Below are 14,898 nucleotides of genomic sequence, written 5' to 3'. Positions count from 1 at the left end.
GCGGAGCGAACCGCGCCATCGAAATGGATGTCATCACTTGCATGTGCCCACGACGACGGGCAAGCCCCCACCGCGCTGCTTACCGAGCCAGTGCGCCGCGCGCTTCTGGCGCTGGCCATTTTCGCTCCCGTACTTCGAGTCGGCAACGGCGTGGCGGATCTCACGTGGTCTGCCCCTATCTCGGTGAAGACCGGTGAGCGGGCCATCTCGAAAGACGCCATCGGGGTCATCGTCGGCATCCGAAGCGCCCTTGCCGACTCAATTTGAAGTGAAGCCGCGTTTCCGACGTGAGAATGTGCTGCGCCAGACGTCAACGTCGCAAGAGCACGACAGGTTCGGCCGGTCGCATCGAGCGCGGGTCACGTACGAACTGCGCCGACTTCTCCTCATCGAATCCGATGGTGATGCCCGGACATTGAAGAGCGATCGCCGTCAGTAAGGGCCCGATCTCGTCGGGACTGCGAATCCAGAGGTTCGACTTCGTACCGTCGACGCAGCCGACCACGATCTCTCGCCGGTTCGCCGCGGTTTTGGATCCCTCGAGGAATGTCTTTTGCTCATACGCCCAAACGCTCGTGGCAGGGGCGTTGTCTAGGAGCGAAAGAACCTTCGGCAACCGCCGCGCGGCACGGAAGCCGAAGAAGCCAACGACGGCCCACGCGATGAAGAAGGAGATGGCGATACCGATGAACGTCATCGCGTTCTGCTTGAAGTTGTCGCGCGCGTAGCTTTGGCAGTCTTCGAGTGTCGAGTAATAGGAGTCTGGATAAGTCTTTTCGAGACACCAGCCGAATTTCGACCAATCCTTCATGCCCTCCTGCGCCGCCAGGACCGCGGCACCGACAACGATGACGGTGAGCAGCACCCACGGCACGACGAGGATGCCAAATGCGCCATACTGGCGGTTTAGGGAGGTCAGCTCTTTGCGCCGCACTAGGTCGATAGGGAACACGCGTCACCCCGTACACTGGGGCGAAATTGACGTCGACGACGAGAAGCTTGCAGGATGGATCGGGCACGGTAGGTGCATTCGTTTCTAACGACTTCCTACGTTTCGAGACTTCCCATCCTTCCCGGCCTCGAGCGTCCGGCGTCGGCGTCGCGTCGGCGCGTCGACGTCCCGCCCGATCGCGAGCACGATATCGTGCAACCATCGGGCGGCGCCATCGCCGTCGCGCCGCCGCGGGTAGAACAGAAATTCCTGGTACGGCCCCGGATCGATTGGCGGCTTCACGATCGCGAGCGATAACGGCGCGGCCAACGCCTCTGCAAGACGTCGTGGCACGAACGCGACGAGATCGCTGGCCGCCGCCGCGTGAAGTGCTTGCAGGTAGCTCGGTACGGTCAACCCAATCCTACGCTCGACGCCTTCCTTCAGCAGCCAAGCATCGAGCGGATCCCGCGTCACGGCGATGTGACGTGCCTCAGCGAACGTCCGCATCGTCCCGAGCCGCGTTACGAGCGGGTGATCGCGGCGGGCGACCACCACGTCGCGATCGGTGAAGAGCGGCCGGCGATCGAAGCCCGGGAGATCGGCGGTTGAGCACGAGGTGAACAGATCGAGCGAGCGCAGGCGTTCGGGCGTCATCGCAAACGGACTCTCCCAGGGCAGCACTTCGAGCCAAGCACGCGGCGCCTCTGTGCTCATCCGCCGCACGATCGCGGGCACGACCAGATCCGCGAGGTGGTCGTGGATCACGACCTGGAAGCGCCGCGAGCTCGTCGCCGGCACGAACGACTCGGCGGCGAGGAGGCTCTGAACGCGCTCGAGCGCATCGGGCAACGACGCACGAAGGCCAAGGGCACGAGGCGTCAGCTCCATCCTCGGACCTATGCGGACGAGCAGCGCGTCACCAAGCAGCTCACGCAGTCGCCGGAGAGAATGGCTGACCGCGGGCTGCGAGCGCCCGATCCGGCGAGCCGCGCGGCCAACGTGAGCTTCGGCGAGCAACGCGTCGAGTGCGACGAGGAGATTGAGATCCACCAACGCGAGATTGACCATATGAATGGTCGCGATTCTAGCAATCGATTGGACGAATCGGCGAGAGCGCGCGAAAAAAGTCGACGAAGCAAAACCCGGCGTGAGGAAAGCCCAACAAGGAGCAAGCCATGCAAAATCGATCGTCCATCGTTCCGCGAGAGATGCAGAATCTTCACGAAAGGTTTCGTTACTCGCCCGGCGTGAGAGCCGGAAATCTGCTGTTCATCGCGGGCCAGGTTGGCCGAGACGAAGACCTGAACGTCGTCGAAGGCAAGGAGGCCCAGTTCACGCAGGCCTTCGAGAACGTGAAGAAGGTGCTGGCGGCCGCCGGTGCCACCATGGACGACGTGGTCGACATGGTGAGCTACCACACGGACATGCGCGACCTGCCGCTGTTCATGCAAGTGCGCGACCGCTACGTCACGAACACCGAACGCTACCCCGCGTGGACGGCACTCGGCGTCAGCGCGCTCGCGATGCCGGGATTGATCGCCGAGATCAAATGCACGGCGCTTTTGCCGTAGTTCGGAAAGTCGCTATCGCGGATGCCGCCGCACGTCTCGCCGGAGGAAATTGTCGCGACGGCGACGGCCTTCACGGCATCGACCATCGATCTATGGCCGGGACGCGAGGATAAATGCTCTGAGACGAGCTATCGAGCCTCAATCCACGATGAACAGCTTCGCACCGCTCTCCGTCGAGGAGCGGTGCGACTCCGCATCGTCGGCCACCTGGTACGACTGGCCAGGTGTCAGCACGAAGTGACGTCCGTCAGCGAGCTCGGTCTCGAGCTGTCCCTCGAGACACAGCAGGATGTGGCCCTTCGAGCACCAATGATCCGCCAAGTAGCCAGGCGTGTACTCGACCATACGCACGCGGATGGGGCCGAGTTGCAGGCTCCGCCAGTAAGCGGTGCCCCGCTCGCCCGGGTGCACCGTGGGCTGGATGGTCGACCAATCCGTGGTCCCGAAAGGGACGTCCGCGATTCGCATGCCGCGAAGCATATTCCAACGCCGGACGCCCGGGCAATGGAGACCCCACGCTTGGCGGGCTCGGGCCCTTGTCAGGCGAGGCGCCGCGATCATGACTCTAGCATCTTTGTGGAGACGCAATTGGCATTCACTGTCCACGTGGAGGTCCTCGCCGACGGAATCTGATTCGCGGCCCCCATGCGCACGATCATCTCGGAGTGAACGACGCGCTGGAGCGCGGCCTGTACCTCGGTTGCAGGCGGGCCAGTGGTGACGCCGTGGCAGGGCAGACAAGAGCGTGCGCGTGCGCGAATCCGACGGAATGCTAGTACCCCCTGCTCACGAAGCCCCCTGAGTGACGCCAAGGCGGCTGTCAGCTGGTGTCATTTGGCGTTTCCGCGGGCGTGTCATAGATACCGGGTATGAATTCGACGTTCGGCGCTGTGATCCGCAAAGTCTCGTGTGGTCTTCTCGTGACCGCGGCCATCGGTCCGGTCGCCTGCAATTTCGGGCTGGACAACGACGACGATTGCGATTCCGAGTACATTCCGGGAACTTGGTCGCCGAGCGGGGGCGCGAGCGTGGTGCGCGACGATGGTACGGTCGTCGACGGGCACCTGTCCTTCGACGCACGGCAATTGGGGGGAGTGGGTACATTCACGTTGGACTCGAACGACGGTCGAGGATGCAACCGTCCGCCCGCGAGCGGCGACACCAACAATGGCGGCGGCGGTTTCGGTGACGCGGGCCGTGCAGACGCCTCCAGGGACGCCGCCACCGATGCCCGGGCGACCGATTCCGGCGCCGGCTCGACTTGCCAAGAGTACAAATATAGCTGGCTCCTCATCACGTGGACGGACGGGCCGGGGGCTCTCTTCGACGTGTGGGTTTGCCCTACGTCCGACGCGTGGTTCGCGGCGGACGACTACGATGCCAAGGGCCATCCCCAATCGTGCAGGGATACGAGGAGCATTCGCACGCCCGTCACGCACCGCTCGGTGCGCGGGCTCGCGGATAGGTCGACCAACAGGCTCCGTCTTTTGGCCAACACCCACGACGTGAACATCGACGCCTCCGCGTCGTACGTGTCCGGGCCGCCGATGAGCAATTGCTACGGCCATTAGTATTCGTGCTGCATGACCGGGCGCTGGGCTTTCGGCGTGAGCGGGGTGGTCGCGGTCGGAAAATATTGAAAACCACAAAGTGGTGCCACGCGCTGTTTCGCGCGTGTACCAGGTGTACCGGACGCTGGACCGTCTGAACTTCGAAGTGCGGTACGATGCGGCCGCTGAACCGCCGACGTCCATCGACGATTCCAAGTATTTGTCGAGCCAAGCGATTCGCGGTTCGCATTCTCCGTCGCGGCATAGCGATTGCTTAGCGGTTCAGGCAGTGCCGGCCAACACGCTGGGTGGGGTGCCGGATCACTCACGAAGGAGTGCGATGATGAAATTGGTGAGCGCAATTTTTGGTGTGGCGGTGTTTGGACTGATGGCAATCGGCTGCACGGCGTCCGAGCCTGACGCTCAAGACGAGCCGTCACAGGTAACGCAGGCGGAACAGACGCCGGAGGCATACGAACTCGGGCAGGAAGCTTCGGACGCCGTCGATAGACAAGGGGGATGCTCGAACGACGATATTCGCTACGCCCAGGGAAGGTGCGTCACCAAATGCGGGAGCGCGGGAAGTCGAGGGATCCATTGGTGCAACTTTTACCCCGCGGGCCCGTACGGTAGTGCTCTGTGCGAGTATCAATGCGATTGCAAAACGGGACCTGACCCCAAAGGCAGTTGTTCGTAAACGGGCATTCAACGATTCAAGGAGCACCCGCGTCTGGCTGACCGGAGCCATTGCACATTTTCTCCGGAGCCGTGCGTAAGACGAAGGTCGTCGCTCACGGCGGTGTCGTCGGCTTGCGCTCATCGGACGCAGGTTGGACGCTTCGGTTCGTGTTGCCCCAAAGGTCGCCCTCGAACATGGGGCAGAAGGGCTCGGGGCAGGCGGTCGGGTCGATGGCGCAGATGCCGTCGCTGGGGTCGCGCCCTCCAGCCTCGTACGGACGCACTCGAGCGCGCGCCAGATGGCCTCCCAGGCAACTAGGCCGATGTTGCCCGTGATCGTGTCCTTCGGCGCCCGGAAGCATCCGCGCGGGGTACCGTCTTCGCACCAGACGGACGCCGACATCTCACCGATGTCGGCCGCCGCCCGCAGGCCCGATGTGCAGGTCGTCTCGTTCGGCGGCTTCAAGCACGCGGCCTCTTGCACGCGGACGTCCTCCGCCAAGGGCTTGTCCCGAAAGAACAGCGGATCGATATCGCTACAGGGGCGCCTCGATTTGATTGCTTATTCTAATTTGCATCAAAATCCGCCGCCGAGTTCCCAGCCAAGTGCGGCGCCAACGTACGCCGCGCCGAGTCGCTCGGTGTGCTCGAGTCGAAAGAAGTACCCACCGGCCTCGGTGTATTGGCGCTCGCCCCACATCTGGCCGATGCGCACGCCGAAACCGAGGCGCATCTCGTCACCAAAGGGAGCGTCCGGTGCGCCATCTGCCCGTGCGCGGACGAAGGCCCATAAAACGCGAGCGTCGAGGAGAATGCGCACGTTGCTCGATGCATCGAAGGCCAAGCGCGCGCTCGCAGGAACCTCGATTGCCGTGGGGCCGTGGCCGGTGATACCGCCAAAGCCCGCGCCCGTCGTTGCCGTGAAGAAGCCCATTCGGCCGAGCGATACGCCAAGTCCGAGTGGCTCGAGACGAAGGCCATGAACGAACCCCGCGGGCGTCGCAAATCCCAACTCGAAATCCAGTCCAAAGCCCGGCCCGAATCGACTTAGGAGAGCGAACATGCCCCGCACGTCGGCCGCTCCCGAAAGGAGGAACGTTGGCGCAAGGCCCGTGGCGCGGGACGGATCATTTGCGTTTTGGTCCCCGCCACCTTCCGTTCGCGCGAACACCGTCGCATCCCCGATGAAGGACGGCGGTTCACCGTCGTTGCTCGCCTCCGCCCCTTCCATCGACGATGGCGATGCCTTGGCGCGCAGCATGGGGCCGTGACCCCCATCCAGCGAGGAGCGATCGTCGAATCCAATTCGTCCGGCGCCTATGGGAACGATGATCGCAGGCGGCCAGAAGTCGACTCCAACGGCGCCGCCGAAGATGTGGACCTCGACGCCTTCCTTCAACCCTAGCTTGAGCCCGACCAGCGGCGTCTCGAGTTGTACCCCGGTTCCGCCACTCGTAACGCCGGCGCCCACGATTCCGCGATAATCGCGACCGTTGGCCGTCGATGGCAGCTCCACCGAAATGCCGCATTTGCGCGCCATGATCGCGAGTACGTGTTGCAATTGGCTCCGGGCCAAAAGCCATAGCTGTGATCGCGATTGTAAATTTCCGTTTCACGATCGATGCACGGGATGATCTTTTCCGCGTCCGGGCCGTGCACCATCGCGTGCATGCGTACGTCGGCCACCCGGACTCCATCGCCTGCGCAGCATTGCGGCTCGAAGGGGTCGCCGTGGTTCGCGTTCGCGTTTCCCGCCACCTCGTAGCGGACGAACTCTCGCTCCCCCTTGCGGCGTGTTGCGATCCACGAGTGGCGCGCGATGCCGCTCATGGATTGAGGAAGCGCTTGGCTAAAAACGGCCACCGTGGCTTGCCGATCGTCCGGCAGCGCCAAAGGTTGCGGCAGCACCGCGCAGTGCGCGAGCAAGATCGGTCCCGCAAGGAAGAGGCCGCGTCGCATTCTGTATTGGACGTTGGGTGCAGAATGCGATTCAGAAATTAAGATCGTTGGATAATCGCGCCAATGTCCGGAGTGGGCGAACTCATACGGCATCTCGCCGTGAGCCTTGGGTCGCGCAGGGCAACGAGTAGACGTTCTACCTCCGACGTCTCACGCCATATGCGTAGTGTCAAGCGCCGCATACAGCGCGCTAGCCATACAGCGCGCGCTGGTGCCCCCGTGCTGTATGGGTAACGACGGCAGGGGATTACGCCACGAAACTGAATCCGCTCATCCTCCCGAAGGGACGGTTCACCGCTCTGAACCATCGGTCTTCGCATCCCGCTGGAGTTTGGAATTCGTCTTCAGGAAACTTTACGCACGACGGAACGAATCCAAAATACGAGACAAATTCCCTTATACACCGCGCAACACGCACGCACTGTGCTCCACGCTCGATGTTCCAAGGTCGGAGTGAACCGCAGCTGTACTCGAAATGAGTGGCTCCACGGTCGAACCCGTGCTTGAAACCAATCCCAATCTGATCTCATTCATCTCACCCGCACGGCACTCGAAGCGATCCCGATAGCAACGCTTCGGTCCGCGCGGTCGCGGCCGATTCGGTACGCGGTTGAGGACGACGAACATTGCCCTACGCAAAGGAATCCTCATGCAACGTTCCATTTATTTTCTCGGTCTTCTCGCCCCCATGCTCGTGTTGGCACGGTGTAGCAACAGCAATTCATCGAGCGACTCGTCGGCGGATGCGTCCACGAACGTTGACGCGTCCGACGGTACGCCGAACGAGAAGGCCAACATCGTCTTCGTCTTGACCGACGACCTTTCGTGGAATCTGGTGCAATACATGCCTCAAGTTCTCCAATTGCAACGAGAGGGGACGACGTTTTCGCGCTACTTCGTTACGGATTCATTGTGCTGTCCGTCGCGCTCGTCCATCTTCACCGGGAAGTTCCCACACAACACTGGCGTCGTCTCCAACTCGGGCGATGCCGGAGGCTACGTCACGTTCGAGCGGCTGGGCAACCCGAACCAAACGTTCGCAACGGCGCTCTCCGCCGCGGGCTACGAAACCTCGATGATGGGGAAATTCCTCAACGGATATCCGAAAAACAACGCGAAGGATCCCGGGTGGAGCTCGTGGAACGTTTCCGACAACGGTTATCCTGGATACGGATACTGGATCAACGAAGATGGGACCGTCACATACCATCGCGACGCCGGGAGCGAGTATTTCACGGACGTTCTGTCGGGCTTGGCGACCAATTTCATTCGGACCACGAACGCGTCTTCGCCGTTTTTCCTGGAAACGTCCACTTTCACGCCGCACGCGCCTTATACCCCCGCACCTCGAGACCTCGGTACGTTCAACGAGAAGCTTCCGCGGAGGGGTGCGTTCAACAAGCCCAACACGAACCCACCTAGCTGGCTCGCCAAGCGCCCGACCTTGACCCAGGCGCAGCTCGATAAGCTTGATCGCGACTTCAACTTGCGTGTCGAGGCCGTGCAGGCCATCGACGATATGATCGCGGCGCTGAGAAAGGTACTCGTGGACACGGGACGCGACAAGAACACGTATTTCTTATTCAGTTCCGACAACGGCTATCACATGGGTGAGCACATGCTGTTCGTCGGCAAGGAGACGGCATTCGACACGGACATCAAGGTACCGCTCATCGTGGTAGGGCCCGGAGTGCCCGCTGGCGCGACGGTGGACAACATCGTGCAGAACATCGATTTGTGCCCGACGTTTGCCGACATCGCCGGAACGGCGCCCCCGGACATGGCCGACGGGCATTCATTGATGCCCTTCCTCCGAGGGGAGACGGTGACGGATTGGCGCAACGTAGCGCTTGTCGAGCATGAGGGCCCGCAAGGAGTTCCCTACTCGCTCGACGATCCCGATCGGACGCCCTCGGATGCCAAGAACGGCGTGAGCATCGTCGACACGTACGCGTCAATTCGCATGCAAGATGCTCTATATGTCGAATACAAGACCGGTGAGACTGAATATTATGATTTGAAGGCGGACCCCGATGAAATGACCAACACCGCAAAGTCGCTGTCCGCTGACCAGGTGAAGTCATTTCACGACCGCATCGATGCGATCAAGAGTTGCCACGGCTCGGAGCAATGCTGGGCGGCGCAGAAACAGTGACCGCCTAGTGAGCTTTCTTCATATCCGCGAGGATGTGCGCGCTCTCGTCGACCCAGAGGTCGCTTGCGAGGATGCCCTTCCACTTGTCGAGGTGCCGTTGCAAACGCGGATCCGACGACGTCTGCGGCGTGAGCGACACGACTTCCATGAGCGGCTTCGGTTCGTGCTTCTTCGGATCGAGCGCGTCGAGATCCGCCCTCGTGCGCTTGTACTCGGCTTGCCACGCAGTGCGCTCGAGTGGCTTCAGCGTCTTGTCCTTCCGCGTCGCCATCAGATTCGCCAACCGGGAGACCGTGGCGAGATCGACGTTGCTGCTCGTGCGCGTCGCGCTCGCAGACGCGAGGTCGGTCGCCTTCCACGCGTGTTGCACTTTCACGAAGGGGGCCGGACCGATCGTCGACCACGGAATCGCGTGCGGGAGCTTGCGCTCGCCGGATTCAACGAACGACATCGGATCAGGAAGAAGGATGTCGGGCACCACGCCCTTCAGCTGTGTGGAGCCGCCGCTCACGCGGAAGTACTCCTGAACGGTCACTTTGTAGAGGCCGAGCGGGTCACCCTTCGCCTTCGTTTGCCGATCGAGATCGATCACCACCTGCACGGTGCCCTTGCCGTGCGTCGCACCGGTCCCCACCACCACGGCCCGCTCGTAATCCTGGAGCGCGCCCGCAACGATCTCCGCGGCCGAGGCGCTGAAGCGGTCCACGAGGACGACGACGTTTCCGTTGAACGCGATCGATGGATCCGTGTCACGCAGCACTTCCACCTTCCCGGAACCGACCTTCGTCTGGACGATCGGGCCTTCCTTCACGAAGAGCCCGGCGATGTCTCGCGCCTGCGTGAGGAGGCCGCCCCCGTTGCCGCGGAGGTCGAAGACGAGCGACGTCACGCCCTTCTTCGAGATCTGGGTCAGGATCGTGCGCATGTCGTCGGTGGCGTTGCGCTCGCCCGGCATTTTCGACTCGCCGTAGAAACCGGGAAGATTCACGTACCCGATGTCTCCGCTGCCCTTCGTCTTCAGGACAGCGCCGCGCGCATACGTGGCCTCGATCCGCACGATGTCGCGCGTGATCGAGATCGTCTTGGCCGATCCATCCGCCTTCTTGACCGTGAGGATGACGACCGTGCCTTTCGGCCCGCGGATCATGCTCACGACCTTCCCAATCGGCATGTCCATCACGTCGACGGGGGCTTTGCCCTCCTGCGTCACCGCCATGATGAGATCGCCGACTTCGAGATTCCCCTGCTGCCATGCGGCGCCGCCGGGAACGAGGTCGTTCACGAGGATGTAGTGCTCTTGCTCACGCAGCGTGGCGCCGATCCCCTCGAGGCGGCCCGTGAGAGCGATGTCGAGCTCGGCTTCCTCCGCGGGCGGCAGATAGTTCGTATGCGGGTCGAAGGCGCCGTTCACAGCGTTGAGAAACGTCGCCGCGGGCACGAGCTTGTCGACGGCGGCGAGTCGCGTGAACTGCGTCGCGAATCGGGTGGCCAACTCTTTCTGCACCTTGTCGCGCCGTCCCTCGAAGGTCGGGGGAATGTCACCGAGTGCCTTCTCCGCGGCCGCGTCGCGCTTGGCATCGTCGGGGTCGGCGGCTTTCCCGTTCAGCTTTGGTTGCGCCCGTTTCTCGAGGATCTCTTCGAGCTCCTGCGTCCGTTCGAGGACCCGTAGCTTGAGCTCACCGCGCCAGCGCGCCGTCAGCTCCTCCTCTGACTTGCAGAATGCACGCTTCTTTGGATCGGTCTCGATCGATTCGTTCGCCGTGAAGTCGAGCGGCTTGGCGAGAACCCCAGCGACGATGTCGGCGACGACGCGGCGCCGGCTGGCGAGGAGCGCCGCCGCCTTGCGTCCGAGCACGAGATCGCCGGAACGGAGCTCGTCGTCCATCTCCGTCTCGAAGCGCGCGAGCCTCTGCACGTCCCCCTCGAGGAGGAAGATCTTCGCGGCGTCGAGATCGTCGACCATGCGCTCGAACGCGTCCTTCGAGGTCGCGTCGTCGATGGGCTTGCCGAGCACGTGCTCCGACAGGAGCGTGATCGCGGCCTCCGATAGAACGGTCTCGCGAGGGTCGCGGGGAGTCTCTGGAAGGTCGCGATCGCGGTCCGAGGGGCGCGCCTGCGACGCGGCGGGAGGGGACGGTACCCCCGCGTCGGGGCCGTCCGGCGAGCGACAAGAGAAAAGCAGCACGAAAAGAGCGAGGGAACGACGCACGCCCCGGAATCTAGCACGCGCGCGCCCTCGGGGCGCTCGAAACGCCGTCGGCCGACTTGACGGCGTCGTTGAACGCCCGCGCGCGGGTCGTGCAAAGCACGGTCGAGCACCGGCGTTGACAGACAATTCGAGCGGCACCATATACACATTAGGAGTCCCGTTCCAACCTTCGACCAAAATCTGCAGTTGGACAGTCGCCCGCATCGTTCGAACGGCCCGGTGACAAAGGACAACGGCCAAAGGTTCGCTCGAACGACATTCACAGCGCGGCCGTAGAGGCAATCGTCAAACACGGTTCGCCGTAGATTGAGCGAACACCGTAATCTTGATACGAATCACGACCTCACACTTGCTGTTCCCACCTCAAGCGAGGGATCCCATGCGAACCGTCGTGCCCATGTCTGGTCTTACACGTGGCATCAATCGATCCATTCTCGGGATTGCGGCTGCTGCAGCACTCGCCCTCACCGTTCCCTCGGGTGCCGTAGTATGGGCACAGACGTCGGAGATCGAGCAGCACCATCCGGAAAATCCAGGCCTCACATCCATTGCCTTCGTCCACGCCATTCCTGGGCAGGAAAAAGAGCTGGGCCGCCGCCTCCTAGCTCTCGTCGCCCCAACGAGACGGGAGCCAGGCAATATCAACTATGACATCCATCAATCCAATGACGATCCGGCGACGTGGGCAGTCTACGAGAACTGGCGCGCCCAGGCGGACCTCGACGCCCACTTTCAGACGCCCTATTTTCTCGACTTCATAAACCACTCGGGCGAAGTGCTCACCGGCCCTCCCGACATCCGTTATTTCACGATGAAGAGCCGGCAAGTTCCGCCCAAGCACCCGCGCCCGGAATAGTTATCTACGAGCGGCAAGGCGTTTCTAGTGCTTGCGCGGACGATGCTTGGAGGGAAATCCCGGCGCCGGCTGACCCGGAACCTGGCCGGCGAACCCAGCGCTCATCATCTGTGCGAGGTCCACCTGCTTGTAGTCCGGCGGCACTTGGAATTGCGACTCAGGAAGGGTCTTTTTGTCCAAGCGCGATACCTCGATGCGACCTTCTTCGGTGCCGGCGGGGTCGAAGATGATGGCGCGCAACGGGAAGTGGTTTCCGTCGAGAAGCTCGCCCGTCCAGGCCATTTCCGCCGGGGCGCCGACCATCGGAATGCGAAACCAGGACACGCCTTGCTCGGCCACGCAGACTTGCACTTTCTTGTGCGACTCGGTGTCTTCGATATCCCAATTTTCGCACTTCTGGCCGACCACCGTATCCGTCTTTCCCGTCTTCGTGATCTTGGGGGGCGGATGCGACGGCGCCGGGGCCGACGGCTTGCCCGCCCCCATGCCGAAGCCGCCCTCCTTCATTTTGGCGAATTGCTCGCCCGCCTTGTTCAAGTCGACGATGATGGCTTGCTTCTGCGCGTCTTGTACGAAGAAAAGCTTCTTCTCGTCCGAGCGAACAATGACGTAGCCTTGCATCGCGCCTCCGCCACCTCCCGTTAGCGAGGGCGGAAGGTCCGCGCGCAATTTGTCGCCCTTCACGGCGAGGGTGACGTCGAAGGGCGCACCGCTCGAGCCTATCGATTTGCCGGCAGCGTGAATACCGATTTCACCTTCGAAGCCATTGAGGACCTGCGAAAGGCTCTTCTCGGAGCCGGCATTTTCGGTCCCCCCGTCGCCGCCAACCCCCGCGATGGACTTGAGCTTGTTGCAGCCAATGTTCGTGGTGGCAAACGCACCGAGGAGCAGGAACGCAAGAGTTCTTCGCATGATGCCCCATCGTATCAGCGTGCGGCCATAACCGAGAGGGGGCCATTCAAGCTAAAGCAGAGGAAGTCACCGAGGCCGGCTACACGTGGCCTTGCGCCTGTGCCTCGCTCGACGCCTTGATGTGCACCAGCACGCGGTGGTGAATGGCGTGCAGCAGCACCTCGGCGTAATTGACCCAATAGACCTCGGGATAAATGGCCAATGTGTAATGCGTGGTCCCCTCGAGGCGCGTGCGGTTGCCAGCCAATCGCACCAAACGAAATTCGCCGCCCTTGGAGACCATGTAGTTCTCGACGTGGGGCGCCTTGATGTTCCGATACGGGCTCCACTCGGTCATCGACGGCGGCTGCGACGTGACATCGAACGCGAGCCGGTTCAGCGGATCCCACACCGTGATCGGCTCCACGAAAGGACCGGTCGAAAACTCGCAGTGCCGCACGGCACCCACGCCGGCACCGTGGATGCGCGCGCGCATCGGATAGGCGATTCCGAGTCGAAAGAACCATTCGGGCGGCGCGGGCAGCTCGCTGAAGCCAATGACGTTGGGCCATACGGCCTCGGGCGGCGCATCGATTTCAATGGTGGTGACGACATCGCGCGGAACCGGCCCGACCAGGTGCGATTCACCGAAGGCAAACAGGGGCAAGGCGATCACCGCCAGCGGAGGGAGCTCGTGCGACTGATAAGCGACGATCGCCCGCGCGACGAGGGCACCGGCGGTGGTCATCGCAGCGGCAATCGGAAACGCCATCGCCAAGCAGAGAATGCCCTCGATCGCAAAGAGCAAACAGAGTCCCCCGGCGATCGCCACCGCCGCCAGCGCCACCCCAACCGTCGACCCATACGATCGAAGGGCCGGACGATTGTAAATGACTGATGCGATGGCTCCCATCGCGAACGGCGTGGTGAGAAAGAGCACGAATCCGTATTGGCCAATCGCGTACGAACAGAGGGCGATCATGCCGATGCCAATGGGTGGCGCCAAAAGCGCAGCCCGCAATGCGGGCGGAAGCGGCAGGGTGCGCGCCGAAGAGGGTGGCGGCGCCGCACCTTCGCCACCCCCGCGATAGGGCCCCATGACCGGCGCCGGTTCCCATCGCATTTGGCCTTTGGAAGGCATGGCCCCCAGAATGGCGATCATCATGTAATTGACGATCGGCACCAGGAAGAGGGTGCCGATCCACGGCGATTGCCCCGCGTCGACGGCACGCCGGATGCTCATGGTGAGGCCGATCCACGCGAACGGCAGCGCCCATAGGGCGAGCAGCGCGTGCATCGCCCCCGAGCCCGATGCAACGTCATGTTGCCGGATGGTCACGCTCGGAAGTATGTAGGCGAGCGGCGACCAAAACGTGCCCGCCATCGCAAGCACGACCGCGGTATCGACCCCGATCTTGAGCGCCGCCAGCGCCGCCCCCCAGCCCAGATACGCACGGCGTGAGACGCGCCGCTGCATGCCGAAAAGGAGAATGAGCGTCTTTTTCATCGCGTTCCACGATACACCCCCGTGTCCGTCTCCCAAAACTTGTTTGCCGTCCGTCAAAGAAACGCGGTGACGTGGCGCAGAGAATCATGGCCATGCGAATGCTCACGATGACTTCGTCGGTCCGGCACCGCCAAGATTGCGTCGATTTGTCTGCGTGCGCGATTTTCTGAGAAGCGGTGCTACACGGAAGGAGGACGCTGGCGCCCACGGGAAACAGGGGCGCCCGCCACACTTTCCCGAGTCGGCCCCTGAAAGGAGAGCTCACGTTGAAATCTCTCATCAGCCTGCGTGCGCTGGGTATTTTGGCTGTGCCCCTCATGGCACTGGCCTGTGGACACGGCGTTTCGAACGACATCGATGAAGATGCTCACCAATCACGAGCATCTCTTGATCGGAATTTAGCCAGCTTACCCAAAGCCAATGTCGTGGATGCCGATGACGACGGCGTTCCGTCGTTCGTGACCGGAGATCTTGGGGCGATGGCCGCGAATTTCGATGCCCGCTCCAACCCTGTAAATCTCCTTATGCCAATTGCGCCAGTCTTTCGCGCGAGCGCTTCGGATTTGTCTCTCAAGAGCGAGCATACGG

General features: G+C 62.4%; 13 protein-coding genes. 5 read left to right on the top strand and 8 right to left on the bottom strand.

Translation table 11 applies throughout. The features are described 5' to 3' along the window. Nucleotides 1–27: 27 nt before the first annotated feature. On the top strand, nt 28–267 hold the full coding sequence (locus tag LVJ94_02965) for a hypothetical protein (GenBank protein ID WXB06206.1): 240 nt from the start codon (nt 28–30) through the stop codon (nt 265–267). A gap of 43 nt (nt 268–310) precedes the next feature. Here LVJ94_02965 and LVJ94_02960 read toward each other — a convergent pair whose 3' ends face one another. After that, nucleotides 311–952 carry a hypothetical protein gene (locus LVJ94_02960; GenBank protein WXB06205.1) on the bottom strand — a complete coding sequence of 214 codons (642 nt, stop codon included), beginning with the start codon at nt 950–952 and terminating at the stop codon, nt 311–313. An 84-nt stretch (nt 953–1,036) separates the two neighbouring features. Further along, nucleotides 1,037–2,002: a LysR family transcriptional regulator gene (locus LVJ94_02955; GenBank protein WXB06204.1), complete on the bottom strand. Its 966-nt coding sequence runs from the start codon at nt 2,000–2,002 to the stop codon at nt 1,037–1,039. A 107-nt stretch (nt 2,003–2,109) separates the two neighbouring features. On the opposite strand from LVJ94_02955, the gene LVJ94_02950 reads away from it, so the two are divergent. After that, nucleotides 2,110–2,505: a RidA family protein gene (locus LVJ94_02950; protein ID WXB06203.1), complete on the top strand. Its 396-nt coding sequence runs from the start codon at nt 2,110–2,112 to the stop codon at nt 2,503–2,505. A 138-nt stretch (nt 2,506–2,643) separates the two neighbouring features. On the opposite strand, the gene LVJ94_02945 is transcribed toward LVJ94_02950, so the two are convergent. Beyond that, entirely contained in the window at nt 2,644–2,973 is a 330-nt protein-coding gene (locus tag LVJ94_02945) for a DHCW motif cupin fold protein (protein WXB06202.1), read from the bottom strand. Between the two features lie 401 nt (nt 2,974–3,374). Here LVJ94_02945 and LVJ94_02940 point away from each other — a divergent pair, with 401 nt between their 5' ends. Beyond that, on the top strand, nt 3,375–4,076 hold the full coding sequence (locus tag LVJ94_02940; GenBank protein ID WXB06201.1) for a hypothetical protein: 702 nt from the start codon (nt 3,375–3,377) through the stop codon (nt 4,074–4,076). A 770-nt stretch (nt 4,077–4,846) separates the two neighbouring features. Here LVJ94_02940 and LVJ94_02935 read toward each other — a convergent pair. Beyond that, nucleotides 4,847–5,017, bottom strand: a complete 171-nt coding sequence (locus LVJ94_02935) for a hypothetical protein (protein ID WXB06200.1) — start codon at nt 5,015–5,017, stop codon at nt 4,847–4,849. Nucleotides 5,018–5,310: 293 nt separating this feature from the next. Continuing rightward, on the bottom strand, nt 5,311–6,273 hold the full coding sequence (locus tag LVJ94_02930) for a hypothetical protein (protein WXB06199.1): 963 nt from the start codon (nt 6,271–6,273) through the stop codon (nt 5,311–5,313). 1,068 nt (nt 6,274–7,341) lie between these two features. Here LVJ94_02930 and LVJ94_02925 point away from each other — a divergent pair. Then, entirely contained in the window at nt 7,342–8,847 is a 1,506-nt protein-coding gene (locus tag LVJ94_02925; GenBank protein WXB06198.1) for a sulfatase, read from the top strand. Nucleotides 8,848–8,851: 4 nt separating this feature from the next. Here the strand turns inward: LVJ94_02925 and LVJ94_02920 are convergent, their stop codons facing one another. Then, complete coding sequence (locus LVJ94_02920; GenBank protein ID WXB06197.1) at nt 8,852–11,056, bottom strand: carboxy terminal-processing peptidase; 2,205 nt, start codon at nt 11,054–11,056, stop codon at nt 8,852–8,854. 379 nt (nt 11,057–11,435) lie between these two features. On the opposite strand from LVJ94_02920, the gene LVJ94_02915 reads away from it, so the two are divergent. Next, complete coding sequence (locus LVJ94_02915) at nt 11,436–11,912, top strand: antibiotic biosynthesis monooxygenase (protein WXB06196.1); 477 nt, start codon at nt 11,436–11,438, stop codon at nt 11,910–11,912. A gap of 24 nt (nt 11,913–11,936) precedes the next feature. Here the strand turns inward: LVJ94_02915 and LVJ94_02910 are convergent, their stop codons facing one another. Together LVJ94_02910 and LVJ94_02905 are read right to left on the bottom strand one after the other, a co-directional pair. Continuing rightward, the gene (locus LVJ94_02910) at nt 11,937–12,824 is read right to left on the bottom strand and encodes a DUF4412 domain-containing protein (GenBank protein WXB06195.1); all 888 of its coding nucleotides are present in this window, start codon (nt 12,822–12,824) and stop codon (nt 11,937–11,939) included. A 79-nt stretch (nt 12,825–12,903) separates the two neighbouring features. Further along, complete coding sequence (locus tag LVJ94_02905) at nt 12,904–14,310, bottom strand: DUF805 domain-containing protein (protein WXB06194.1); 1,407 nt, start codon at nt 14,308–14,310, stop codon at nt 12,904–12,906. Between the last annotated feature and the right edge of the window lie 588 nt (nt 14,311–14,898).

This window comes from Sorangiineae bacterium MSr11367 (assembly GCA_037157805.1).
GTDB classification, from domain to species: domain Bacteria; phylum Myxococcota_A; class Polyangia; order Polyangiales; family Polyangiaceae; genus Pendulispora; species Pendulispora rubella.
Note: the sequence above shows the minus strand (reverse complement) of the source record. Positions and strands in the feature narration are given on the sequence as shown.

Bases quoted from the DNA above. Each gene is read 5' to 3' on its own strand.
- LVJ94_02965 (WXB06206.1), top strand. From the start codon at position 28: ATGTCATCACTTGCATGTGCCCACGACGACGGGCAAGCCCCCACCGCG.
- LVJ94_02955 (WXB06204.1), bottom strand. From the start codon at position 2,002: ATGGTCAATCTCGCGTTGGTGGATCTCAATCTCCTCGTCGCACTCGAC.
- LVJ94_02950 (WXB06203.1), top strand. From the start codon at position 2,110: ATGCAAAATCGATCGTCCATCGTTCCGCGAGAGATGCAGAATCTTCAC.
- LVJ94_02945 (WXB06202.1), bottom strand. From the start codon at position 2,973: ATGCGAATCGCGGACGTCCCTTTCGGGACCACGGATTGGTCGACCATC.
- LVJ94_02940 (WXB06201.1), top strand. From the start codon at position 3,375: ATGAATTCGACGTTCGGCGCTGTGATCCGCAAAGTCTCGTGTGGTCTT.
- LVJ94_02930 (WXB06199.1), bottom strand. From the start codon at position 6,273: ATGGCGCGCAAATGCGGCATTTCGGTGGAGCTGCCATCGACGGCCAAC.
- LVJ94_02925 (WXB06198.1), top strand. From the start codon at position 7,342: ATGCAACGTTCCATTTATTTTCTCGGTCTTCTCGCCCCCATGCTCGTG.
- LVJ94_02915 (WXB06196.1), top strand. From the start codon at position 11,436: ATGCGAACCGTCGTGCCCATGTCTGGTCTTACACGTGGCATCAATCGA.
- LVJ94_02910 (WXB06195.1), bottom strand. From the start codon at position 12,824: ATGCGAAGAACTCTTGCGTTCCTGCTCCTCGGTGCGTTTGCCACCACG.
- LVJ94_02905 (WXB06194.1), bottom strand. From the start codon at position 14,310: ATGAAAAAGACGCTCATTCTCCTTTTCGGCATGCAGCGGCGCGTCTCA.